Genomic DNA, 25,517 nt, shown 5'->3' on the forward strand with positions numbered 1-25,517 from the left:
AATAAACATTTGTTGGATTTTTTTGTTTAAAATTTGAAAAACAGGGAAAAGAACCTACAGCAACCTGGAAAATGAAAACACCCAAAAAATGACTAATATTCTTCCATAAATTCTATCTATTATTAATCAACTGAGGAGGCAAAGGCTATAGCATGTACAGAAAATATAAATGCAGTAAAATGCAACTAAGCAATTCAGGGAACTTTAGAAATAATTTACTTTACGTCCTTGATGAAGATGGTTTCTTTATCGAAACGAAAGGCGCGACCGAAAAAATTTGCGGCTATTCTTCGTTTGAATTATTGGGTACGAGCGTCGCTCAATTGTTGCCTATGATTGAAATTCCAAGAATCAGCAATTATATGAATCGTGTTCTGCAAGGAGAATCACTCGAATATCAAACCAGAGTTGTCCACAAAAACAACAAAAAAGTAGACATCTTTGTAAAAGCCATGCCATTAAAAAAGCAGGGAAAGGTCATTGGAGTCTACGGCAAGGTAAATGATTTCTCAAGAATAAAGATGAACGATAAATCTTTGGACAGGGCAAAAGCTACGATTGTTTAAAGAAAATATAATATAAAAGGCAATTTTCCATTATTTTAATACAGGAAAATTGCCTTTATTCATTTAGTAATAAACGTACTTATAAAATTCAACACATTTTACTTCAATTTAAAATTCATATTATCCGACACTGTGTTTTTGAAAATAATATTATTTACGCACAATACTCATAAATTTCTATATTTAATACACGCAAAAGTAAGCAAGAAGATTCAATAAAACCCTTCAAATTGATTTTAATCCTATACCTATAGTGAAAATAGGAAGTGGTTCCTATCAAAAATGAGAACTCTCGGTGGTATTTATATTTATTCAAACAGTCTATTCTTAAAATAATCTCAGTTAACATTTAATAATTCTTTTATTATTCAACAAAGAAGCTGACTTTAACCTCTATCAATCGAAAAGCGGTGGGGGTTTCACTTATACGAATTATTAACTATTAAACTATTTTCTAGGAGGAATTTTTATGGGATTTTCAATCTTACCGAAAATAAAGAAAGATAAAACCGGAAAACAAACGATTTCCCCTTATGAAAGTCAAACACTGACAAATGAAGTTATATTTAATAGTATATTTGAAAACCATCCAGATCCGGTTTTTACCTTAACCCTTGAAGGAGAAATAGCTTTGTACAATAATTCGTTTCTCTCAGCTTTTGGATTCAGAAAAAATAATATTACCGAGAATTTTAAGAAAGTATTTTTTCATGAAGAGATTAATAGACGATTTCAATTAGCTTTAGAGGGAGAATCCCAAAGTTTTAAGGAAATGGTGCGTTTCTCTAAAGGAAATGAAATAATTATGCATGTTACACTTGTGCCTCTAATGGACTTAGAGTTGAATGTAATTGGTATTTACGGCAGTGTCAAAGATCTTACAAAATTTAATGAATATCCAGAAAACTTAGAATCAATAAAGACAAAATATGAATTGGCACAGCAAGTTGGAAAAATTGGCGCCTGGGAGTACGATATTTTGAAAGAGGAGGTCTACTGGTCAAAACAATTATTTGAAATTACAGGTAGAGATAAAAATGAATCCGCAAGAACTAAGGTTGAAGATGGATTGGATTTTGTTTATGCCCATGATATTGAAAGATATAGAAAATTATTTACTAAAGCAGAAAAAGAAGGGGATAGTTATTCCACCGAATATCGGATCTTAAAAGCAGATCGGTCCATCGTTTATGTACATGAAGAAGTTGAGGTTATTAAGGATGCTTCAGAAAATCCTATTAAAATTATAGGGAATACACAGGATATTACTAAAAGAAAACTAGCAGAGAGGGCACTATTAGAAACAGAACAAAGATTCAAACATATTTACGATAACTTATCATTAGGGATTAGGTCATACGATGCCATTCAGGATAAAATACTCTATGTTACACCTGGCATCGAATTAATTGTCGGGTATTCTTCTGATATTTTTTATCAAAAGGGTGCTTTGGAAAAGTTAATTCATCCAGACGATCAACCTTTTTATTCTGAGCAGTACAATAATGTATTAAAGGGATATAGCAAGGGTTTTGAAATACAATATAGAATGTTAAATAAAGATAGTCAAATTGTATGGATTCAAGACAAGACAATCCCTGTATTTAATGATCAGGGAAAAGTCATTCGAATCGATGGAATCCTGACAAATATTACGAATCGGAAACTATTCGAAGAAAAAATTAATCAATTAGCTTATTATGACATATTAACCCAATTACCGAACAGCGTTTCGTTTAATCGAAAAATTGAAAGCCTTGTTGAACAAGACAAACAATTTACTGTAATGTTCTTAGATTTAGATCGATTTAGAAACATTAATAATAGCTTGGGACATGACACAGGGGACATTATATTAAAACAATTTTGTGAAAGAGTTAATCATTTACTGACAGGTTCCTACTTTTTCGCAAGACTAGGTGGAGATGAATTCGGATTGGTTATTTGGGATTATGAACAGTCAAATTACCCAGAGTCAATTGCTCATAAGATTATTAATCATTTAAATTTACCGTTTATAGCAAATGATTTTGAGTTATATTTATCCACAAGTATCGGAATTAGTGAATACCCTGCAAATGGGAATACGACAACAGAAATTCTTAAGAATACGAGTTCAGCTGTGCTACGGGCTAAATTAAATGGAAAAAACAACTATCATATCTACTCATCAAAATTAAATATCTCCTCATTTAAAACATTTGAACTTGAAAGAGATTTAAGAAAATCAATTGACAATAACGAACTAGTAGTTCACTTCCAACCAAGGGTACAAGCTAATTCAGGTAAGTTGCTTAGCGCTGAAGCATTAATCCGCTGGAGACATCCTGTTTGGGGATTAGTTTCACCGGGAGAATTTATACCGATTGCTGAAGAGAGCGGTTTTATAAATGATATTAGCGATTGGGTCTTAAAGGAAGTGTGCCGCTTAATTTCAGAATGGAGAAAGGAAAATTTACAAGTTGTACCTATTTCCATCAATATTCCCTCCCAAAGATTTTTGAAAAGTGATTGGAGAACTTTTATTTTATATGTATTAGAGGAATTCAATGTCAATCCCAATTTATTGGAATTTGAAATTACTGAAACAACCTTATTCGAACATGAAAAAGAAATAGAATTCGCTATTCAATTTTTTAAAGAAATGGGCATTAAAATTGCATTAGATGATTTTGGAACAGGTTATTCATCCCTGGCACACATAAGACAATTTTCTATTGATACGATAAAAATCGATAAATCTTTTATTCAACAAATAGGAAATGACCAAAAAGTAGAAATAATTATAAAATCGATATTGTTTATGGCTAAAGGAATGGAAATGAATATTGTGGCGGAGGGTGTTGAAACTCTTCAACAGTTTGAATTCTTGAAGCAGCAAGAATGTAAAGAAATACAAGGTTATCTATTCAGCGAAGCAGTAACAGAGGTAAAATTTACATCCTTTTTGAAAGTGGGAAGTTTAAAGCCAGTTTTAAATAGGGAAAAAGCACACCTGAAGGATCGGCGAGCATTTTATCGTATTGATCTCCTATTTCCTCTGAGTTCCCAAATGACTTTGACTTCCTTTCAAGGCAAGGAAGTGAATCTAGGTAAAACGGAAGTAATTATCGATAATATAGGCCCTGGTGGACTTCGGATTATCTCAACAATGGAACTGCCAGTACGACCGGATGTAAATTATCAATTCGAAACAACCATTATGAATTATTCACTAACTTTGAATGGCTTTATTGTTTGGAAAAATGAAGTGAAAGATAGATTTTTCGAATATGGAATTGAATTTTCCATTAGCGAAAAAGATAGAGACCAACTGCTAAAAATTCTAAATAAATTTACACTGCACCTAAAGAAAAATCCATTTGTTTCAGATTCGGATTTAATACAGGAAGATAAATTTTATTATTTAATGAAAGCTACTAGTATTGCTTAAAAGTATAGAATCTAATTAAGAATCTGATTGCATTGTATTTAATTCAAAAACCGATGTAATCAGATATTTTTCTGGCAAAAAAGTAGATTTTATCAAACGTAAAATTACTTTAGACCTATTTATTTAGCATATTTATGTTCATTTTTATAAAACTTTACTCCCTAACTCAGGAATAATATGTTATTCTTAGTATTACTTAAGAATTATTTTTAAAAATGGGAGAGGGGAGACTAAGATGAATCCATCAAACAAAATTAATATTTTGTTAGTTGATGACCGACCTGAAAACTTATTGGCTTTGGAAGCGATTATTGAAAGAGATGAATTCAATTTAATCAAGGCTTTCTCAGGAGAAGAAGCACTTAAATATTTATTGAAATATGATTTTGCAGCGATTCTTCTAGATGTACAAATGCCTGGAATGGATGGTTTTAGTACTGCCAAAATTATAAAAGCACGCGAAAAAACAAAAAATATTCCCATCCTATTTATTACAGCCAATAACCTAGACTCAGAACATATTTTTATGGGGTATTCTGTGGGGGCAATTGACTATATTTTAAAACCATTTGATCCACTTATTTTAAAATCAAAGGTAGAAAGATTTGTTGAACTCTATCAATTGAATCAAAAAATCGTGGCTCAATCTGAAGCACTAGAAGAAAAAAATATGATAATTGAACATATGGCTTATCATGATGGATTAACAAAGTTACCGAATCGCAGAATGTTTCAGGATGTACTGATTCAAAAATTGGCGGAGTCCAAGACTGAAAATGAGACATTAGGATTAATGTATTTAGATCTAGACCGTTTTAAGACTATAAATGATTCTCTAGGACATATAATGGGTGACAAAATTTTAAAAAAAGTTTCCGAAAGGTTTATTGAAAATGTTAGACAAACGGACTTCGTTGCACGAATTGGCGGAGATGAATTTGTTATCATTCTTTCTAAAAGCAATCGAGAAGAATGCTTGGAAGTTGCAGAAGCTCTAATAGATAGTTTTAACTCCCCAATACATATAGACAATTTTGAGTTTTATTTAACTACAAGTATTGGACTTTCCATTTTCCCATATGACGGAGAAGATACAAGTACTCTTTTTAAAAATGCAGATGCAGCATTGTATCGAGCAAAAGAGCAAGGCAAAAACAAATATAAAGTTTATCATTCAGGTATGAATATGGAATCATATCGACGTTTCTTAATCCAGAACGATATACGTAAAGCAATTCAATCAGAACAATTTACACTTGTTTTTCAGCCTAAGGTCAATCTAGAAACTTATCAAATCGATAGCGCTGAATCATTAATAAGGTGGAATCATCCAAAGTGGGGGCTACTTAAACCTATTGAATTTATCTCTTTAGCAGAAGAAACAAATTTAATCCTTGATATTGATAAATGGGTGTTAAAAAAAGTTTGCGAACAGATTACATACTGGAAAGAGACTTATAATAAATCCATAAGAGTATCCGTTAATTTTTCAGCACAGCATTTTCTGCAACGTAATTTGATTGAACAAATAAAAGAAATTCTGGAGGATACTAACGTTGATCCAACCCTACTTGAAATAGAGGTAACTGAAACGGTACTCTTACGCAGTAAAGATAGTGTGAAACAGACCTTAGAACAGTTAAAAGAATTGAATATACATATTAGCCTTGATGATTATGGCAAAGGATATTCTTCCATCAATTATCTAAGAGAGTTTCCTTTTGATACTGTAAAAATCGATAAAGCGTTTATTCAAGAAATTACATGTCCTCAAAAACATAGCCGTCTTATAATTGAATCAACAATAGCTTTAATGAAAAATTTAGGATTAAATGTCGTTGCTGAAGGTGTAGAAACAATTGAACAGCTAAATTTGCTAAAAGAATTTAAATGCGATGAAGTTCAGGGATTCATATTTAGCAAGCCTTTATCAACCAATGATTTTATTCGTTATGTTGATAAACATAAACAAAATAGCAGTATAATTGATTCTCAGTGGATTAAAAACAACGAAAAAGTAGAAATTTTGGATATAAGTGAGGAAACAGGAATAAATAAAAGCCTCATCACGCTATCGATTAAAAAAGTTAAAATGGAATACTCTCTTTCCACTAGAGAGCTAGATGTTTTCTCTTTAATTGTTAAGGGACTGAGCAATAAGGAAATTTCTGAAAAACTATTTATTAGTGAACATACTGTAAAAAATCATATTACAAACATCTTTTCAAAATTAAATGTTTCTGACAGGGTTCAAGCAATTGCTTTAGTTTATGAAACAAGTATTAATGAGACGAAGGTGCATTAAAATACTCTTTTTTAAATGATTTATGGAGTGAGAAAAAATGAATGTACGAACGAGAATGTTGATTGGTTTAACCACGCTTCCTGTTTTACTATTAATTTTAATAGGTAGTGGTTGGACACAAATTTCTCATTTAAATAGTGCAAATAAAGTGATAAAGTCTAATTTCGATTCTACCATTTTAGTAAGTCAAATTCGTGTTGATATCAAGGACGAAGGAATTTTGCTAAGAAACTTGTTATTACAAGAAAAAGAAGAAGATATTCTGGAAACTCTTGCTGAAATTCAAGTTGAACAAAGAACGGTTCAACAGAGTATCCTTTTATTACAGGAAAGTGCAACCACTTCTAAGCAAAAAGAAATAGTTAACTCCCTTAAGGAAGCAAATGATGAGTTTGATAACTACGTAAATCAAATTCTTGCCTATTTAGCAAATGACAATAAACAACAAGCTATCCTTTTAATGAATAACAACTCGGAAAAATTTCACAATAAAATTTCTTTAATAACAAGAAATATTAATCAATCATTCGATGAAGATTTGAGCAATTCATTAGAGGGTTCAATAAAAAATTTACAATCTGAGATTATTATTACCGGTTTAATTTTAGCCATCGGAATTTTAGTGATCCTCACACTTCTTTCCAAACTTGTTTTTTCGACAACAAGGCGCATGTCGTCAATGGCAGATTTAATGAGTAATATTTCTAATGGTCAGCTAGACCTCGGTACAAAAGTTCAAATTATCGGGAACGATGAATTTGATGAAATGGGGAAATCCTTCAACCAACTAACAGATACTTTGCAAGATCAAATGAGAAAAGAAAAAGAGTTAACTTGGAAAAAAACGAATATAGCGGATATTTCAACAAGTTTAACAGGGAAAGATGACTTAAAATCACTTGGTGGTGTATTGCTTTCTAAGATAATACCATTAGTCGAAGCTAACAATGCGGTCTTTTATGTAAAAGATATTGATGGTAAATCGGCTAATTATAAACTCATCTCGACTTTTGCAGTGAATGGAAATATTAAGAAAACAATTAAACCAGGTGAAGGATTAATTGGCCAAACAATTATAGAAAAAAAACCTTTAATCCTATCGGAAATACCAAATGATTATTTGCATATTTCCTCAGGCTTAGGTGGGGGAACTCCAAAAAATGTGTTTATTTTACCGATTCTATATGAAGGTGTTTGTGTGGCTATTTTAGAACTAGCATCCCTAAAAGCATTTAATAAAACGAATGAAAGCTTTTTAAATGAATTAGCCTATAATTTAGGAATACTATTGGAAAGCGTGATTGGCCGTATCCAATTAGCCAATCTACTTGAAGAATCCCAAACTTTAATGGAAGAAATACAAGCGCAATCCGAAGAATTGCAAAACCAGCAGGAAGAACTTAAAGCGACAAATGAAGAATTGGAAGAACAGACTCAAAATTTACGCCAATCTGAAATCAAACTTCAAATGCAGCAAGAGGAATTAGAGCAGACAAATGTGGAGTTGGAAGAGAAAGCGAAGCGCCTTGAAGAACAAAACGCGAAATACGAAGAGGCGAATCGCATTGTTGAACAAGCCCGAAAAGAGTTGGAAATAAAAGCAGAACAGCTCGCTTTAAGCTCAAAATATAAATCTGAGTTTTTAGCGAATATGTCACATGAATTACGAACTCCGTTAAATAGTTTAATTATTTTATCGAAGTTGTTGGCTGATAATCAAACTGATAACTTATCAGAAAAACAGGTGGAATATGCAAAAACCATCTATTCATCTGGAAATGATTTATTAAACTTAATTAATAGTATCTTAGATTTAGCGAAAATTGAATCCGGTAAAACAGAAATTATTCCAGGAGATGTTCAAATTGTTGATTTAGTCGAATTTGTTGAAAATAATTTTGCAGCCGTTGCCGATAATCAACAATTAAACTTCCAAGTTGAAGTACAAGAAAATATACAACCGACAATCTACAGCGATCAATTACGCATTCAACAAGTATTACAAAATCTACTAGCCAATGCATTCAAATTTACTCATAACGGCGATGTATGGCTAAAGATAACAGAAGATGCAAATCGGACGGAACAATACGGGAAACCAATTATCGCTTTCTCGGTTGTCGATTCTGGAATCGGGATTTCAACGGATAAGCTAAATATAATTTTTGAAGCTTTCCAACAAGCTGATGGCACAACGAGCCGTAAATATGGTGGTACAGGTTTAGGTTTATCAATAAGTAGGGAAATTGCCGCCTTATTAGGTGGAGAACTTGTCGTTGAAAGTGAAGAAGGAAAAGGTAGTAAATTTACATTGTACGTAGGTGACTACGAACTAAAACAAATAGAAGAGTCGATGCCAAGTTCTAATGTAGAAGTTGCTGCTACCTTAGTTGAAGACCGTGTAATTTTACTAAGTGAAATTACAAATGCAGAAGGCACTTTACCTTCTCCAACAACACAAACGAGTCGTATTAAACGGTTACTTATCGTAGATGATCACTTAAATCAAAGGAATAGCTTGATGGAACTTATCGGAAATATGGACTTTATCATTACAGCTGTTTCATCTGGACGAGAAGCAATTGAAACTTTAAGAGTGGAATCGATCGATTGTATGATACTGGATTTAGGCTTATTGGATACGAACGGTTTTGATTTATTAGCACAAATAAAAAATAATCCTGCAAATCAACATATAAAAATATTTATTTATACAGGTCGAGATATTAGTTATAAAGAAGAGATGGAGTTAAATAAATTTGCTCAGACGATCATTATTAAAAATGAGCACTCACCCGAAAGGTTAGTTGCGGAGCTTGAAGATTATTTAGTGGAATCAAGCTCTACTACAAAGAATAACAACATTGTTATGCAGCTGGTTACCTCAAAACATAGTTTAACAGGGAAAAAAATTCTTCTTGTCGATGACGATGTTCGAAATGTATTTGCACTATCTAGTGTCCTCGAAACAGCTGGGATGAAAGTCGTTTTTGCAGAAAACGGAATCGAAAGCTTAAAAATATTGGAACAGCATCCAGATGTGGACCTCATACTAATGGATATCATGATGCCTGAGATGGACGGCTATGAGGCAATTATTAAGATTCGTGAAAATCCCCTGCACGAACAACTACCGGTAATTGCACTTACTGCAAAAGCCATGAAAGAAGATCGTGAAAAATGTTTGCAAATTGGTGCATCGGATTACATTGCCAAACCTGTAGAGCCTGACCAATTAATTTCTCTTATAAAAGTATGGTTATATTAATTAAAAGGGGAAGTCTTAGAAATGGACCTATTTTCTTTACCACTTGATGAACAAGAAGAGAATTTAGAAAAACTGGAAATCCATCTACTACTTGAAGGTATTTATTTAAAATATGGATATGATTATCGAAACTATGCATATCCTTCAATTAAAAGAAGGGTATGGCATCGTATTCATGCAGAGCAATTAACTAGTATTTCTAGTTTGCTAGAAAAGGTTTTGCATGATTCATCCTGTTTTGCAAGGTTAAGAGCGGATTTTTCCATCAATGTAACCGAAATGTTTCGAGATCCCTTGTTCTTTAAAACTTTTAAAGAACAAGTGGTTCCTTTATTAAAAACATATCCATCTATTCGAATATGGCATGCAGGTTGTGCGACTGGGGAAGAGGTATTCTCGATGGCGATCCTTCTTCAAGAAGTAGATTTATATGAGAAGACCAAAATATATGCCACTGATATTAATACGGATGTATTGAAAATCGCAAAAACAGGCTGTTTTTCATTAGAAAATATGAAAAAATATACAAGTAATTATATGATAGCTGGTGGGGAGCGGGCTTTTTCCAATTACTATAAAGTAACGGATGCCGGCGTTCAGTTTCATTCCTATTTAACTAGGAATGTCGTTTTTGCACAACATAATCTTGTAACAGATAACTCCTTTAATGAATTTCATGTGATTCTTTGCCGGAATGTTTTAATTTACTTTAATAAAGAATTACAAAATAGAGTACACGAGTTATTCTATAATAGTTTAGGAAAGTTAGGAGTTCTTTGCCTTGGAAATAAAGAATCCGTCAACTATACAGATTACAAGGATTTTTACGAAGAAATCAACAGGTTTCAGAAAATTTATAAAAAAATTAAATGACTTTTAGATTTTGAAAATGGATATTTTTCAATTATCTCTTCCTATATCACTACAGTTTATATAGCTACATCCAAATAATAGGTCAGTAAAGCAGCTGGAAATTTGAGTTCTACCACGCAAGCTTTTAAGGCAATTTTATCGTTGTTACAAACGAAAAAATTGCTTTTTTTATTTATAGCAGGTTTTTTATGCGAGGAATAAATTATTAGAATAACATATTATACGACACTCTTATTATTAAAGTTTTTATTCCCGCACTATAAAAACGTACAAATTAATAAACTCACGCACTAGTAAATAAGAGTTTACTCGTTACTAACACTTTTTTTCAAAGAGACACTTCCTATAAAAGGTAGTTTCCCTATCCTCATCAAATCCTAAAGTATAGTTCCAATATAAGAAGACAATCCTAAAGAAGAAATGAAATGGGGAGATTTTTATGTTTGGAATGAACAAGAAAAAACAACAAACAAAAATCACGGAACAAAAGAAACAACAGACTGACAATCTACCTCAGGACTTCACCATTTCCTCGTCAAATGAAAAGTTCATTCAACACATTAAGCAAAAAATTCATTCACCTTCAGATCTGATTTGCAAAGTAATTTCTGATGAGATCAGGATCATTTATTTAACTCATTTAGTTGATGGAAAATCCCTGAAAGAGGATATTCTCAAAACATTGGAAGGTCAAGATGATTGGACACCTAGAACCATTTTTGAAAAGCTCCCTATACCGGAAATGGAAAGCTCCAGCAATTTTAAAACCTGCATACAGGAGATCTTAAAAGGTGGAGTTCTAATCCATGTGGAAGGTTTTTCCGAAGTGGTTATTGCCAAGATTACCACTTATCAAACCCGCAGTTTGACTGCACCGGAAAACGAGTCCCAAGTGGTTGGTTCCCAAATTGGCTTTAATGAAAGCCTCCCAACAAATGTTTCGATTGTACGAAGATATATCACCAATCCTAATTTATGCAACGAGCAATTTACCATTGGGAAGCACACCAATACTTCCTTATCGCTATTATATATTCATGGGATTGCTTCGGAGGATCAAGTCAACACCGTCCGCCAGAGAATTCAGGACCTAGATATAAACGATTTAATCGACAGTGCCAATTTGGCTGAATTAATCGAAGATAGTTCTTCTTCGATTTTTCCGCAATTGCTGCTAACCGAAAGACCGGATCGATTTTGTGATGGTCTGCTAAGCGGGAAATTAGGGATTGTTGTCAATGGAAGCTCAATGGCTATTGTTAGTCCCTATTCATTTTTTGAATTCTTTCAAAGCAGGGAAGACCAAAATTTACGTTGGCCAATCGGGACCTTTGTCAGATTGTTAAGATTCATCGCCATATTTATTGCTATCTTCGCAACACCCATGTACGTGGCAACATTAACGTTCCACTACGACGTCATCCCGCAGCCACTTATCATTCCATTAAGCGAATCCAGGGCGATTGTTCCTTTTCCGCCAGTCATGGAGGCGCTATTGATGGAATTGACGATCGAACTGCTCCGGGAAGCAGGTGCGCGATTACCTACTAAGGTTGGTCAAACCATCGGGATTGTAGGCGGTATTGTCCTTGGTACTGCAGCCGTGGATGCAGGACTTACTAGCAATGTATTAATTATCATAATGGCTTTAAGCGCTCTGGCTTCCTTTACAACGCCGAATTATGTAATGGGAAATTCCATAAGAGTAGTTCGATTTCCAATAATGATTTTTGCCGGTTTTTGGGGCTACTATGGATTAATGCTTGCTTTTTGTATCATCCTTATTCACTTATTAAGACAATCAAGTTTGGGAGCACCTTATTTGGCGCCATTTTATCCGCCGAGATGGAAGGACTGGCCTAATAGTATTATTCGACTTCCACTTCCATTAATTAAGCGGCAACCAACAAATACAGCAAGAGAAGAGAGTAATAACGCTTTGATAAATCGAAGCGGGGGTCTAAGAGGCGAGAAGGTGAAAGAGTGAGCAAAACATCCCAAATCAGCAATAACGAGAAGTTTAATGTCTCCCTTGTATTCTTTATCATTACAACGTGCCAAGTTGGTGTCGGAATTCATGGATTTCAGCGCTTGATTACACAGCAAGCAAAGCAAGATGCATGGATTTCCGTTATTTTGAGTTTTCTGTTCGCACATATTGCTGTCTTTTTTATGGTTAAAACATTGCAACTATACCAAACTAAAGATTTGTATGAAATTCATGAAGATCTATACGGCAAATACGTGGGCACTTTGTTTAATTTTCTATACATTTTTTATTATGCTTTTGCTTTTTTTGTCGTCCTGCGAAACTATATTGAAGTGATTGTCACATGGGTTTTTCCTGGCTTATCCCAGGGCTTCATCGGAATTACCATACTTCTCACTGTAATCTACGCCTTTACGGGCGGATTTCGTGTTTTGGTAGGGATTGCTTTCTTTAGCTTTTTTTCTATCATATGGATTCCCTTTTTGCTTTGGTTTCCCTTGGAGTTTGCTCACTATAACCACCTTTCTCCGGTACTTGCAACCGATCTTGCCTCAATTGTAAAGGGTGCTTATACGATGACTTTTACCATTGTCGGATTCGAAATCCTTTATTTTATCTATCCATTTATAAAGGAAAGAAAAAAAGCGGAAAAATTTGCTCATCTCGGGTTGCTTGCCACTCTGTTGCTTTATTTATTCATCATGCTTGTCTCGATTGTGTATTTTAGCGAGAAACAATTGGAGAGAACGATTTGGGCAACGCTTACTTTATTCAGTGTTGTCAGGTTGCCATTTATTGAACGGGTAGAGATTATTACTATCTGCATTTGGCTTGTTATTCTATTGCCCAACCTCTGTTTTTTTATGTGGGCTGCCTACCGGGGAGCAAGTCGTATAATCAAAATAAAACCCCGCGCTTTCTTGTCGATTTTTTTCGTGATTATGTATGTGGGAATCTTGCTAGTACAATCAAGATATCAAATTAACCATATGAATAATTTCTTTAGTCAGTGGGCATTTATCATAGTGTTTATTTATCCGTTCCTTCTGTACATTTTTGCAAAAACCAAAAAAAGTATAAAGAATCGGGTGAAAAATCATTGAACCGCAAAAAAGTATTCATTCTACTGCTTTCAGTAACCTTGTTTCTATTTGGCTGTGCACAAACCAGAATTCTGGAGCGGATTAGTTTAGTCACTTTAGTAGGATACGATCAAGATCAAGAAGACAATGTTAAAGCAACGGCAGTTATTCGACAAATCAATCCGAATTATGAGAGCAGTATCGAAACACAATCCGAAACGGAACATACAAGCAAGGGAGCAAGAACCAAGCTTGATATGAGAACGGCGAAACAGCTGATGATCGGGCAATTGCGAGTAGTTTTATTTGGTGAAGAATTGGCAAAATCAGGGCTCGATGAAGCCATCCACACGTTGATGATGAACTCGGAGATCAGTACTAGTACTTATTTGGCAGTTGTAGAAGGCGAAACAAAACCCATGATTGAATATAAATATGAAACCATCACTGATATTGGACAATATTTATATAATTTATTAAAACACAATATTGAACAGCAGCAATCGATTTCTTCTACCCTTCATGAGGTAGTGCGAGACAAATACTCTCCATACAGGGAGTTTGCAATGCCTCTTCTTAAAAAAGAAGGAGAGCATATACAAATCAACGGTGTAGCTTTTTTCAATAACGGAAAAATGGTCGGTAGATTACCTGCTGATGATATTTACTATGTTGTGCTGTTGAGTGATAGTTTTAAACATGGGACGCTGGAACTAGAAATTCCCTCGGATAACATTGTATCGAAAAGCAAACAATCAGGGAATTTGCAAATAGCGGTTGATTCCATCGAGACAGATAGAAGATTTGATCTCGTCAGCGTAAAACCTGCCCAGTTTGACATCTCGATCAATATGAAATGTCGTTTGCTAGAAATCGATTCCAACGTGCCGATTGGAAATCATCAAGTAATCAAAAAAGTGGAAAAAGCCATGAGCAAAAAAATGGAGGAAGAAATTAACCGCATATTTAAGTATAGCCAGCAAGTAAACTCTGACATTTTTGGATTTGGTGAAGTCTACAAATCGCATTTAAGTGAATCGGAATTAAAGAATGTTAAATGGAATGAACTGTATCCTGACATAAAAGCAAAGATACAGGTGAACGTGGATATCATAAGAAATGGAACGTTTGAATAATTTTTTGGTAATAGAGTCTGCTATCCAGTGCGACGAATTTTCATTCATATTTTAAAGTACATGGGGAATCCTAAGTTTAAACATAACTAATAGTTAGGTTGGGTTGCTCCAATGAATATAAAACTGTTGATGATCATTGTTCTGATGTTTTCAATACTATTTGCCAACAAAGCCGGAATGGTACATGGTAGTTTGGACAAGCCGTTTGAGAAAGAGAACAATGCTGATAATGCAATCAGCATTATAAACCCTTTCACGAAAAAAGAAATGGATACAATTACTCCGGATGAGTTTCAACTTGAAACAGATATTGTTTTGTACACGAAAGAGTTGGAAGCTTTGGTACATCAAGCGGCAAAAGGTTTCAAAATTCCAATGATTCTCGATAAGATCGATAAGAATGGATCAATCATTGAAGGGCGTCCACTTATTACTGCAGATGAACCTGCACTGGTTGAAAAAATTATAGAGCATACCTTTACAGGTGGAGAAATTGAACTGCCACTAAAATATACAGGTAGTGGGTATGATGAGAAGGATATACCTTATTTAAATGAAGTGGTTTTATCTTCATACACAACATATTTCAATGGACATCACGCCGGACGCAGCAAAAATATTGAACTATCCTCCCTTGCAATCAACCAAGTCATTGTCGGACACAATGATATCTTTTCATTTAATTTAATGGTAGGGCCCAGGGAGGTCGCGACAGGCTACCAAATGGCACCCGAAATTGTGAATGGTAAAATGGTTATGGGAATCGGTGGAGGAATTTGCCAAACATCTTCCACACTTTTTAATGCCGTCGATCGGTTGGGCGTTCAAATCCTTGAAAGACACCACCATTCAAAAGAAGTTGGCTATGTACCAAAAGGAAGGGATGCTACAGTCTCCTTTGGCGGTCTTGATTTTAAATTTAAAAATACTACGGGTATTCCGTTCATCGTGAAAACGTATTACCAATTAGGTTCAATCACAATACAAATCAAGACTTCAAAGGAATATGAACAAATACTAAAAAATGAACTAACTTACAAAAAGGCACAGGATGTGTCTTTTTTTTTTGCTTACTGAAGATGTTGGATAAAGAACCTCTCTTGTTAATTTCCCTTTAGAATTGCATAATGAAGTTAGTAGAAAATGGAAATGTGGGGAAGTGATTTGAGATGAAACAACTTTGGTATGGCGGACCGATTTATACGATGGAAAAAGAGCATGAGAGGGCAGAAGCTGTTTTAGTTGAGCATGGTAAAATCAACGCAGTGGGCAATAGGGAAGAATTAAGAAGGATTGCGGATGAATGCATTGATTTAAAAGGTGCAGCGATGTATCCAGGGTTTGTCGATAGCCACCTTCATCTTCTTTTTCAAGGCGAAAAGCTGGTTCGGCTGGATTTATCATCGGCAAAATCCTCAGACGAGATGATTCAGTTGGTGAAGGATGCAGCAAAGCAAACACCCGATGATCAGTGGCTATTCGGCGAGGGATGGAATGAAAATAACTTTCAAGATCAACAAATCCCCACCATCGAGGAGTTGGACGAAATTCGGTCGATTCCCATTGTCTTAACGCGAGTTTGTCATCATGCTATCTTGGTAAACACGGCCGCATTAAATGCTGCCAACATTAAAGAAGATACCATTTCTCCGGCAGGTGGCGAGATCGGTCGTGATGAGAATGGGAAACTAAACGGTTTACTATATGATTTGGCATCCAATTTAGTCACGGACCGGATACCTCGTGAAGGTAAACAGTATCAGCAATATTTAGAGAACATACTGAACCTATCAATTGATGAACTGTTATCGAAAGGTTTAACGGGCGGTCATAGTGAAGATATGAGCTATTTTGGCCATTTTTCCAATCCGTTTTCCGCTTTTAAAAAGGCAATCGGGGAAAAACGCCATTTCCGCGTAAATTTACTGCGTCATCATGTTGTTTTTGAAGAAATGATGAATGAGAATCTGAATTATGATGAACCATTCATTGAGCCTGGCGCCATGAAAATCTTTGCTGACGGTGCACTTGGCGGGTCTACGGCGGCATTGTTGGAACCGTACCATGACAATCCAAATAGCAAAGGGCTATTAATCCATACAGATCAGGAGCTTGAACAACTAGTCAAAACAGCTCGAAAATATAGCGAAGCCGTAGCGGTACACATCATTGGAGATGCTGCTGCCGAACAAGTACTAAATGCCATTGAAAAATACCCGGTTGCTCAGGGAAAACGAGATCGCCTCATTCATTGTTGTGTGTTGAATGAAGAATTAATCGAACGCATGTCCCATCTGCCAATCGTTTGTGATCTCCAACCCGCTTTTGTTCCATCCGATTTCCCATGGGTCATAAACCGGCTGGGCGAAAAACGGTTGGAATATGCTTATGCATGGAAAAAATTAATAAATAAAAAGATTATCTGTGCAGCCGGAACCGATGCGCCCATTGAAGATATTGACCCACTTGCCTCTATTTATGCAGCAGTGGCGCGAAAAAAACCAAACGACCAGCATGATGGGTATTTACCGCAAGAAAAATTAAGCCGCTATGAGGCAATCCGCGCCTATACGTATGGCAGTGCACAAGCCATATGCAAGGAAGATATCCGTGGACTTATAAAAGCCGGCTATGATGCGGATTTCACCATATTCGACCGCGATTTATTCGCCGGAACTCCGGAGGACATGTTAAAAGCAAAAGTCATTAAAACGGTTGTAGCCGGTCGCACTGTCTTCGAACGTAAATAATAAAAACACATACCACAAAAGGCTCCTATTGTTTTCGCTGTTCAATCCCCCTGGTTCAATTTCCAGAGGGGTTTTTTATCTAGCATAAATCTTAAAATTTATAAGTAACGCCTGTCAGTTTTTCGGAAAGAATCCATAAATTATTCGAGACATGTTCATCAAATAGTTCATCAAGTATTTCCAATTCGGTTGGAAAGCCCTTAATCCCTTTTCTGCCATCCGGTCCGATATATTCTCCTCCACGAATCGAATGTTCGGTTGCTGCATATAAAAGGGGATAAGCCCCTAATTCCGCGCTTTGGCCAATCAATTTTAAGGAAGCCCGCGTAAATCGTTTATTGAGTTTTCCCGACCCTTTTCCAAATAAATAAGTTTGGACGATGCCCGGGTGGCAAGCAACACTTTTAGCATCGATATTCTTGGCTCGAAAACGATATTGAAGCTCTTTGGCAAAGAACATGCAAGCCAACTTGCTTTGCGCATAAGACTGCAAGAGGGAAACTTTCTTCTTTGTCCCCTTGAAGTTTTTAAATTCGGGTTTGGTGTTATGCGCCGCAAGACTTCCGACTGAGATGACCCGGGAATCCGGCGTTTTGATTATTAGATCGATCAATAATCCGGTTAACGCAAAATGACCAAGATAATTGACTCCAAATTGCGATTCAAAGCCATCCTTGGTAATGCGTTGAGTGGGAGCCATGATTCCGGCGTTGTTAATAAGAAGCGACAGAGAAGAAAACTTTCCTCTGAATTCCCGAGAAAATTCTTTTACGCTTTCCAAATCGTTTAAATCTAGTTTCATTACATGGATATTCGCATTCGGAAATTCATATTTTATTTTATCGAGTGCTTCGCGTCCTTTATTGACATTGCGCACCGCAAGAACAACGGTGGCATAATTCCCGGCTAAAGCTTTGCTTGCTTCATAGCCAATTCCGCTATTGCCGCCCGTTACAATAACTATTTTTCCTGATTGGTCGCGCAAATCCTGCTTCGTCCATTCTCTAGACATTGAATACTTGCTCCTTTCTGAGTTTCATGTAAAAAAGATTTAGAAACCAAGAATTGTTGTTCCTATTATATGAATGGAATCGAAAAACAGAAGAAAGAGAGAATAAGTTTTTAATGTTGGAGTATTCCAAAGCCTGGTTCTTTGGAAGCAGCGGTCAGAATAAAATTGTGAAAAGGGGAGAAGAAAAAATGTCGATTGCGGTCATTTACGGAAGTACGAGAGAGAATGGAAATACGGAAGCACTTACTGAGCAGGTGATTGACGGATTGTCTGTTGAAAAAATCCATTTAAGAGAGTTTCAAATTTTGCCCATTAAAGATGAGCGTCATTCAGCAAATGGTTTTCAAGAAGTGTTTGATGATTATAACAATGTGATCGAGACAGTCATGAAACACGATATTCTTATTTTCTCCACTCCTATCTACTGGTATAGCATGAGTGGAACGATGAAGCTGTTTATTGATCGGTGGTCCCAAACACTGCGAGACAAAAATCACCCAAACTTTCGTTCAGAATTGGGGAAAAAGAAAATCTATGTGGTGGCAGTCGGAGGAGATCGCCCTTCGATTAAAGGACTTCCGATGATTCAACAATTTCAATATATCTGCGATTATTTTGGCATGTCCTTTGAAGGATATATAATAGGCAAAGCCAGTAAACCCGGCGAAATCCAGATGGACACAAAAGCCATAACATGTGCGTTGCAGATGAAAGAAACATTGAGAAAGCATGTGAATCCGTAACAGAAAAGAGCAATTAACACTTAACAATGAAACAAAGTGATACAATAATAGTATAACTAGATTTATTGAAAGGTCGTAATAGAAATGGAAGTAAAAGAAACACTCGTACAACAAGGGAAAAATGTGTTGAATAGCATGAAGGATCTTAAACGATTGGCACATAAAGAGGGTCGCGATCGCTTTGATTCTTTTGAAAGATTCAATGCAAACAAACATTCTTTTCAAGTTTATTCGAAGATAGATGCGGCAGTTGCCCAAATGGATGAAACCCAACGTTTTCTGCAATATATGCAAAACTTCGGAGAGTGCTTTGACTCGATACGCTATGATTTTGAAGGTGAAGTGGATGAGCTTTTAGTGGAGCAACGCTATTTACCTGTTTTGGAAGCCTATAATGAAATGGTGATCGGTCTTGACTTTGAGAAAGAAATCATCAATGTGAAACGGTTCTAAACAACACAAAAGCGAGAAGGGGAAACCCTCCTCGCTTTTACTAATGCTGCAAATATTGATATTTTAACTCTTCAGTTTCACGGTTCATATCCACCAGGAGATCGTGTTCATTGAAAAACCAAAGGTCATCTTTTTCAATATAGAAGCAAATGCCTTCGATTTCTTTTTGAACTCCTATATCATGTGGTTCTTCGCGATTCATCCCCAAAGAAAAGCCTTCATGAAATGGGGAAGAGCCGCCATATCTTGCATAAAAGCGAATCGTATCGCCAGCCGATGCTTCCATCTCTTCCTTAAACCATCGCAATGCTTCTTCGGTTACTTTAATATTCAATTTGCCATCCCCTTTTGGTTGATTATTAAAGAAGTGTACTTATACTAAATAAATGTTAAATCCAAGTTACCTTTGGTTCGGTTCCCTCTTTTATTCTTTTTATATTTGCACGGTGACGATAAAAGATAAACATCGATAAGATGAAAACCAGAATCAATAAAGCGAAATCTCCTGTTATGATGGTATGGATCACACAATAAATAAGCGCCACAACCGAAACAATCATGGATGACAAACTAACAATTTTCGTGATTTTTAACGAAATCAAAAATCCGACTATCAAAAGGACGAATAACGGCCAAGCATAGCCCAGGACAACCCCGCCGGATGTAGCAACTGCCTTGCCCCCGCGGAAGCCGGCAAAAATCGGGAACATATGTCCCACTACTGCGACTGCCCCTAAAACTAAAGGGTGGATACTTGATTCAGCCAAGTAGGGAAGCAAAGGAAGCAACGTAGCTGCTGTTCCTTTTAAAATATCAAGGATTGTCACGACAAATCCGGCTTTTTTCCCTAAAACGCGAAATGAGTTTGTTGCTCCCAGATTACCGCTTCCATGTTCTCTAATATCGGTATTAAAAAAGATTTTGCCGATCCATAGTCCTGAGGGAATGGATCCGATTAAATAGGCAAGTATCAATATAATTGCATTTTCCATATAAAAATCCTTTCAAATCATTAATAGTTGGTACTAATAGTTGTTATCACCATCTTACACCTTTTTAGCAAGATGCGGAAGATACATTTCTACTTTCATAATAATCTAATCTGTATAGAAGAGCATCTAATTATTTTTTGGGAAAATGAAAGAAGTTGAAGGAAAAAGTGAAAACAATCGTGAATAAAAGAACATTATGTTTGCCATTTTACAGGTATAATAAGATATAGAGAAATGATCTGGTGATTATCTTCTGTTTGTGCTAATTGACTTTTGTTTGATACAATGAATAAGCTTATCTAGAAGAGGAAATGTTGACAGAAATTACTATAGTCGTTTACGATAAATAGAGAGACAGAACAGATGTTTGTATTTTTGGAGGGGATTTGATTTGGCAGTAAATCAGCCGGGGATCGCATATGATGACGATGCCATTCAAGTATTAGAAGGATTGGAAGCGGTTCGTAAAAGACCGGGGATGTATATCGGTTCTACGGATAGCCGGGGTCTTCATCATTTGGTTTATGAGATAGTGGATAATGCAGTTGATGAAGCGCTTGGCGGATTCGGTTCACATATCATCGTAAAAATCCATGAAAATGGATCAGTAAGTGTTCGTGATTTTGGACGTGGGATGCCAACAGGGATGCATAAGATGGGAAAACCAACGCCGGAAATTATTTTCACGGTACTTCACGCTGGAGGCAAATTTGGACAAGGCGGATATAAAACTAGTGGGGGTTTGCACGGAGTTGGTTCTTCTGTTGTAAATGCTCTTTCAAAGTTTCTGGAAGTAACCATTTACCGAGATGGACAAATCTATCACCAACGTTTTGAAAATGGCGGAAAACCCGCTACAACACTGGAAGTAATCGGCAAAACGAAAGAAACTGGAACGCTTGTTCAGTTTTTGCCGGATAAAGATATCTTCTCTGTTACGAAATTTAATTACGATATCTTGGCCGAGCGTTTGCGCGAATCTGCCTTTTTATTAAAAGGCTTAAAAATTGAACTAATTGATGAACGCGGAGAAGGACAATCCGATGTGTTCTATTATGAAAACGGGATTGAAGCGTTTGTTTCTTATTTAAATGAAGAAAAGGATGTGCTTCACCCAGTAAAGTACGTTGAAGGTACATCCAATGAAATTGAAGTGGAATTCGCTTTTCAATTCAATGATGGCTATTCAGAAACCATTCTTTCCTTTGTAAACAATGTTCGAACGCGTGATGGCGGTACCCACGAAACAGGTGCTAAATCAGCCATGACAAAAGTGTTCAATGAATATGCGCGCAAGGTTGGATTGCTGAAAGAAAAGGATAAAAACCTGGAGGGAACGGATATTCGGGAAGGGCTATCTGCCATTATCTCCATTCGTATTCCTGAGCATCTTCTGCAATTTGAAGGCCAAACGAAAAGCAAGCTTGGTACAACAGAGGCACGTGCTGCAGTAGAAAGCGTGGTTCAGGACCAAGTGCTTTATGTGCTGGAAGAAAATGCGGAGCTGTCCGCTTCACTCGTTCGCAAAGCGATTCGGGCGCAACAGGCAAGGGAAGCCGCGCGTAAAGCCCGCGAAGATGCCCGCAGCGGAAAAAAGAAAAGATCAAGTACTCTTCTTTCCGGAAAATTAACACCCGCTCAGTCGAAAAACGCTGCGAAGAACGAATTATACCTGGTTGAGGGTGATTCGGCAGGCGGTTCTGCCAAACAGGGCCGAGATCGTACCTTCCAGGCAATTCTGCCTTTGCGAGGAAAAGTTATTAATACAGAAAAAGCAAAGCTTTCAGACATTATGAAAAATGAAGAGATTTCCACAATCATTCATACAATCGGGGCTGGAGTAGGTGCCGAATTTAATGTTGAAGACGCTGCTTACGACAAAGTGATCATCATGACCGATGCGGATACAGATGGTGCCCACATTCAAGTATTGCTACTAACTTTCTTCTATAAATACATGCGGCCTTTAATAGATGCCGGAAAAGTCTTTATTGCGTTGCCGCCGCTTTATAAAGTCTCAAGAGGAACAGGTAAAAAAGAAGTCATTGAGTATGCGTGGACAGAAGCGGAATTGCAATCTGCCATCAACAAAGTGGGCAAAGGCTATATTCTTCAACGCTATAAAGGGTTGGGGGAAATGAATGCCGACCAGCTTTGGGATACAACGATGAACCCGGAAACGAGAACGTTAATCCGCGTCACGATAGAAGATGGTGCACGTGCGGAACGCCGTGTGACAACATTAATGGGCGATAAAGTAGAACCACGGCGCAAATGGATTGAATCCAATGTGGATTTTGGTATGGAGGATGATATGAATATCCTGGATAGCGATTTCATCCAACATGAGGAGGGTTTAGATAAATGACGACATCCGAACGTTTTCAGGAATTACCATTAGAAGAAGTGATGGGCGATCGGTTCGGTCGTTATAGTAAATACATCATTCAAGACCGTGCACTGCCGGATGCACGCGATGGGTTAAAACCCGTTCAACGCCGTATTCTGTATGCTATGTACAACGAAGGAAATACAAGTGAGAAACCATTCCGCAAATCGGCCAAAACGGTCGGAAACGTAATTGGTAACTTCCACCCGCACGGTGACTCATCCGTTTATGAAGCAATGGTTCGCTTAAGCCAGGACTGGAAAATGCGCCATATGCTTATTGAAATGCATGGAAACAACGGTTCTGTGGATGGGGACCCTCCAGCTGCCATGCGTTATACGGAAGCTCGATTGTCTTCCATAGCTGCTGAAATGCTTCGTGACATTACAAAAAATACGGTTGATTTTGTACCGAACTTTGACGATCAAGACCTGGAGCCAACTGTTTTGCCGGCTAGATTCCCAAATCTGCTTGTAAATGGTTCCACAGGGATTTCTGCTGGTTATGCTACAGATATCCCACCACATAATTTAACAGAATCACTGGATGCCGTTTTGATGCGTTTGGATCAACCGAATTGCACGGTTGATGATTTAATGACAGTTATCAAAGGCCCTGATCTTCCAACGGGCGGCATCATTCAGGGTGTAGAAGGCATAAAAAAAGCCTATGAAACAGGAAAAGGCAAAATTATTATCCGTTCTAAAGCAGCCATAGAACCGCTTAAAGGCGGAAAAGAACAAATCGTCATTACTGAGCTGCCATATGAGGTCAATAAAGCCAATTTAGTGAAAAAAATTGACGAACAACGAATTGATAAACGGTTGGACGGGATTGCTGAAATTCGCGATGAATCCGACCGCACAGGGCTTAGAATTGTCATTGAGTTGAAAAAAGATGTACAAGGCGAAGGTATTTTGCAGTATCTATATAAAACAACCGAACTGCAAGTCAATTACAACTTTAATATGATTGCCATTCATAATAGACGACCGACTATGATGACGCTGCCATTAATTCTGGATTCTTATATTGCCCACCAAAAAGAAGTGGTAACAAAGCGTTCAAAATTTGAACTTAAAAAAGCCAATGACCGTTTACATATTGTAGAAGGGTTGATTAAAGCCATTTCAATCCTTGATGAAGTTATTGCTGCGATTCGAGCTTCAAAAGATAAGCGGGATGCAAAATCCAACCTTGAGGCACAGTTCGGCTTTACGGAGGTTCAATCGGAAGCAATTGTCAGCTTGCAATTATATCGTTTAACCAATACGGATATTACGGAATTGCGTGCTGAACAGCAAGATCTTGAGAAGTTAATTGCGGAGCTGAAAGAAATCTTGGCAAATGAAAAACAATTAATAAAAGTAATAAAATCAGAGCTGAGAGAGATTCGTAAAAAATTTGGCGAACCACGCCGCACAACAATTCAAGCAAAAATTGAAGAAATCAAAGTAACATTGGATGTTCTTGTACCAAGCGAAGAAGTAGTCGTAACAGTAACAAACGACGGCTATGTAAAACGGACAAGCATTCGTTCGCATGCAGCTTCGAATGGCCAGGATTTTGCCATGAAAGATTCGGATTATCTATTATTCGAAGAAACATTGAATACGCAGCATCATTTGCTTCTTTTCACTAATAAAGGCAATTATATTTATCAACCAGTGCATGAACTTCCGGATATCCGCTGGAAGGATCTTGGGCAGCATATCTCCAGTATTGTGCCGCTTGATCGGGATGAGCATATTATTAATGCATTTGGCATCGATAAATTTGAGCAGGAAAATGCCTTTATCTTGACTGCAACCAAAGAAGGGCAAGTAAAACGTTCTGCTCTTGCCGATTACGCGGTTACAAGATATTCTAAACCGATTAAAACCATGAATGTGAAAAATGAAGACGAAATGATTTTTGTGGGGCTCGTAACAAATGAAAAAGAGCTTTTATTAACGACTTATTTAAGCTATAGCCTTCGTTTTGAGGTTGAGGAAATTCCGGTAACCGGTTTGAGAACAGGCGGGGTAAAAGGAATCAACTTAAAAGATGGAGATCAATTAATCTCGGTCAACCTGCTTCAGTCAGGGGATGAACAAGAGGTAATCGTTGTTACGCATCGAGGTGCAGTTAAGCGCATGAATGTCTCGGAAGTTGAAAAAAGTTCAAGGGCCAAACGCGGAGTTGTCGTGCTAAAAGAATTAAAGTCTAACCCACACCGTATTTTTGCCGTGAGATTGGTAAATTCCGATGACTCAATTTTATTGGAAACAACAAAAAATGTGCAAGAAACCATTGCAGTAAAAACATTAAACAAAGCTGACCGTTACTCAAATGGATCTTTGAAAATGGATGTTGCAAATGATGGAGAATTGATGCTGGTTAAAGTCATTTCTCATAATAAGGAAGAAATACAGTAATTTTTTAGCCATGTAATCACGTCAATTGTGATTGCATGGCTTTTTCTAATGTCAGTTTGTAAAATATTGTATTGCAATTGTGAACCAAACCTCCTACCATTAAATTGT

At 36.6% G+C, this 25,517-nt stretch carries 17 protein-coding genes; 14 read left to right on the plus strand and 3 right to left on the minus strand.

Going from position 1 to position 25,517, the window contains the following annotated elements; translation table 11 throughout:
* The first annotated feature begins 152 nt into the window (after positions 1-152).
* From D1B33_RS07745 to D1B33_RS07790, 10 genes are all read left to right on the plus strand, one after another.
* Positions 153-566, plus strand: a complete 414-nt coding sequence (locus D1B33_RS07745; protein ID WP_118875820.1) for a PAS domain-containing protein — start codon at positions 153-155, stop codon at positions 564-566.
* A gap of 469 nt (positions 567-1,035) precedes the next feature.
* Positions 1,036-3,999, plus strand: coding sequence for an EAL domain-containing protein (locus D1B33_RS07750; RefSeq protein ID WP_118875821.1), 2,964 nt, complete (start codon positions 1,036-1,038; stop codon positions 3,997-3,999).
* 235 nt (positions 4,000-4,234) lie between these two features.
* Entirely contained in the window at positions 4,235-6,304 is a 2,070-nt protein-coding gene (locus D1B33_RS07755; RefSeq protein ID WP_118875822.1) for an EAL domain-containing protein, read from the plus strand.
* A gap of 37 nt (positions 6,305-6,341) precedes the next feature.
* The gene (locus tag D1B33_RS07760; protein WP_118875823.1) at positions 6,342-9,572 is read left to right on the plus strand and encodes a response regulator; all 3,231 of its coding nucleotides are present in this window, start codon (positions 6,342-6,344) and stop codon (positions 9,570-9,572) included.
* Positions 9,573-9,593: 21 nt separating this feature from the next.
* Entirely contained in the window at positions 9,594-10,445 is an 852-nt protein-coding gene (locus D1B33_RS07765; RefSeq protein WP_118875824.1) for a CheR family methyltransferase, read from the plus strand.
* Positions 10,446-10,884: 439 nt separating this feature from the next.
* Positions 10,885-12,432 carry a spore germination protein gene (locus D1B33_RS07770; RefSeq protein WP_325049432.1) on the plus strand — a complete coding sequence of 516 codons (1,548 nt, stop codon included), beginning with the start codon at positions 10,885-10,887 and terminating at the stop codon, positions 12,430-12,432.
* Entirely contained in the window at positions 12,429-13,538 is a 1,110-nt protein-coding gene (locus D1B33_RS07775; RefSeq protein WP_118875825.1) for a GerAB/ArcD/ProY family transporter, read from the plus strand. Before D1B33_RS07770 ends, D1B33_RS07775 begins: the two co-directional genes overlap by 4 nt.
* Positions 13,535-14,653, plus strand: coding sequence for a Ger(x)C family spore germination protein (locus D1B33_RS07780; RefSeq protein ID WP_233549417.1), 1,119 nt, complete (start codon positions 13,535-13,537; stop codon positions 14,651-14,653). Before D1B33_RS07775 ends, D1B33_RS07780 begins: the two co-directional genes overlap by 4 nt.
* 111 nt (positions 14,654-14,764) lie before the next feature.
* On the plus strand, positions 14,765-15,730 hold the full coding sequence (locus D1B33_RS07785) for a VanW family protein (RefSeq protein ID WP_233549418.1): 966 nt from the start codon (positions 14,765-14,767) through the stop codon (positions 15,728-15,730).
* A gap of 92 nt (positions 15,731-15,822) precedes the next feature.
* Positions 15,823-17,403, plus strand: coding sequence for an amidohydrolase (locus D1B33_RS07790; protein ID WP_118875826.1), 1,581 nt, complete (start codon positions 15,823-15,825; stop codon positions 17,401-17,403).
* A 91-nt stretch (positions 17,404-17,494) separates the two neighbouring features.
* Here the strand turns inward: D1B33_RS07790 and D1B33_RS07795 are convergent, their stop codons facing one another.
* On the minus strand, positions 17,495-18,415 hold the full coding sequence (locus D1B33_RS07795; RefSeq protein ID WP_118875827.1) for an oxidoreductase: 921 nt from the start codon (positions 18,413-18,415) through the stop codon (positions 17,495-17,497).
* Positions 18,416-18,603: 188 nt separating this feature from the next.
* Here D1B33_RS07795 and D1B33_RS07800 point away from each other — a divergent pair, with 188 nt between their 5' ends.
* Entirely contained in the window at positions 18,604-19,158 is a 555-nt protein-coding gene (locus D1B33_RS07800) for a flavodoxin family protein (RefSeq protein ID WP_118876064.1), read from the plus strand.
* A gap of 84 nt (positions 19,159-19,242) precedes the next feature.
* Positions 19,243-19,611, plus strand: a complete 369-nt coding sequence (locus D1B33_RS07805; RefSeq protein WP_118875828.1) for a hypothetical protein — start codon at positions 19,243-19,245, stop codon at positions 19,609-19,611.
* Positions 19,612-19,651: 40 nt separating this feature from the next.
* Here D1B33_RS07805 and D1B33_RS07810 read toward each other — a convergent pair whose 3' ends face one another.
* Positions 19,652-19,945 carry a HesB/YadR/YfhF family protein gene (locus D1B33_RS07810; protein WP_118875829.1) on the minus strand — a complete coding sequence of 98 codons (294 nt, stop codon included), beginning with the start codon at positions 19,943-19,945 and terminating at the stop codon, positions 19,652-19,654.
* Between the two features lie 55 nt (positions 19,946-20,000).
* A complete protein-coding gene (gene plsY, locus D1B33_RS07815) occupies positions 20,001-20,603 on the minus strand; it encodes a glycerol-3-phosphate 1-O-acyltransferase PlsY (protein WP_118875830.1) in 603 nt (200 codons plus the stop codon).
* A gap of 391 nt (positions 20,604-20,994) precedes the next feature.
* Here plsY and parE point away from each other — a divergent pair, with 391 nt between their 5' ends.
* Positions 20,995-22,971, plus strand: coding sequence for a DNA topoisomerase IV subunit B (gene parE, locus D1B33_RS07820; protein ID WP_118875831.1), 1,977 nt, complete (start codon positions 20,995-20,997; stop codon positions 22,969-22,971).
* Positions 22,968-25,409: a DNA topoisomerase IV subunit A gene (gene parC, locus D1B33_RS07825; RefSeq protein ID WP_118875832.1), complete on the plus strand. Its 2,442-nt coding sequence runs from the start codon at positions 22,968-22,970 to the stop codon at positions 25,407-25,409. Before parE ends, parC begins: the two co-directional genes overlap by 4 nt.
* Positions 25,410-25,517: the final 108 nt, after the last annotated feature.

The sequence above is a fragment of the Ureibacillus yapensis genome (genome assembly GCF_003515775.1).
Taxonomy (GTDB): domain Bacteria; phylum Bacillota; class Bacilli; order Bacillales_A; family Planococcaceae; genus Ureibacillus; species Ureibacillus yapensis.

Coding starts and splice junctions, on each gene's coding strand:
- D1B33_RS07770 (WP_325049432.1), top strand. CDS start 10,885: ATGTTTGGAATGAACAAGAAAAAACAACAAACAAAAATCACGGAACAA.
- D1B33_RS07790 (WP_118875826.1), top strand. CDS start 15,823: ATGAAACAACTTTGGTATGGCGGACCGATTTATACGATGGAAAAAGAG.
- D1B33_RS07745 (WP_118875820.1), top strand. CDS start 153: ATGTACAGAAAATATAAATGCAGTAAAATGCAACTAAGCAATTCAGGG.
- D1B33_RS07750 (WP_118875821.1), top strand. CDS start 1,036: ATGGGATTTTCAATCTTACCGAAAATAAAGAAAGATAAAACCGGAAAA.
- D1B33_RS07755 (WP_118875822.1), top strand. CDS start 4,235: ATGAATCCATCAAACAAAATTAATATTTTGTTAGTTGATGACCGACCT.
- D1B33_RS07805 (WP_118875828.1), top strand. CDS start 19,243: ATGGAAGTAAAAGAAACACTCGTACAACAAGGGAAAAATGTGTTGAAT.
- D1B33_RS07800 (WP_118876064.1), top strand. CDS start 18,604: ATGTCGATTGCGGTCATTTACGGAAGTACGAGAGAGAATGGAAATACG.
- D1B33_RS07765 (WP_118875824.1), top strand. CDS start 9,594: ATGGACCTATTTTCTTTACCACTTGATGAACAAGAAGAGAATTTAGAA.
- parC (WP_118875832.1), top strand. CDS start 22,968: ATGACGACATCCGAACGTTTTCAGGAATTACCATTAGAAGAAGTGATG.
- D1B33_RS07795 (WP_118875827.1), bottom strand. CDS start 18,415: ATGTCTAGAGAATGGACGAAGCAGGATTTGCGCGACCAATCAGGAAAA.
- D1B33_RS07785 (WP_233549418.1), top strand. CDS start 14,765: ATGAATATAAAACTGTTGATGATCATTGTTCTGATGTTTTCAATACTA.
- D1B33_RS07760 (WP_118875823.1), top strand. CDS start 6,342: ATGAATGTACGAACGAGAATGTTGATTGGTTTAACCACGCTTCCTGTT.
- plsY (WP_118875830.1), bottom strand. CDS start 20,603: ATGGAAAATGCAATTATATTGATACTTGCCTATTTAATCGGATCCATT.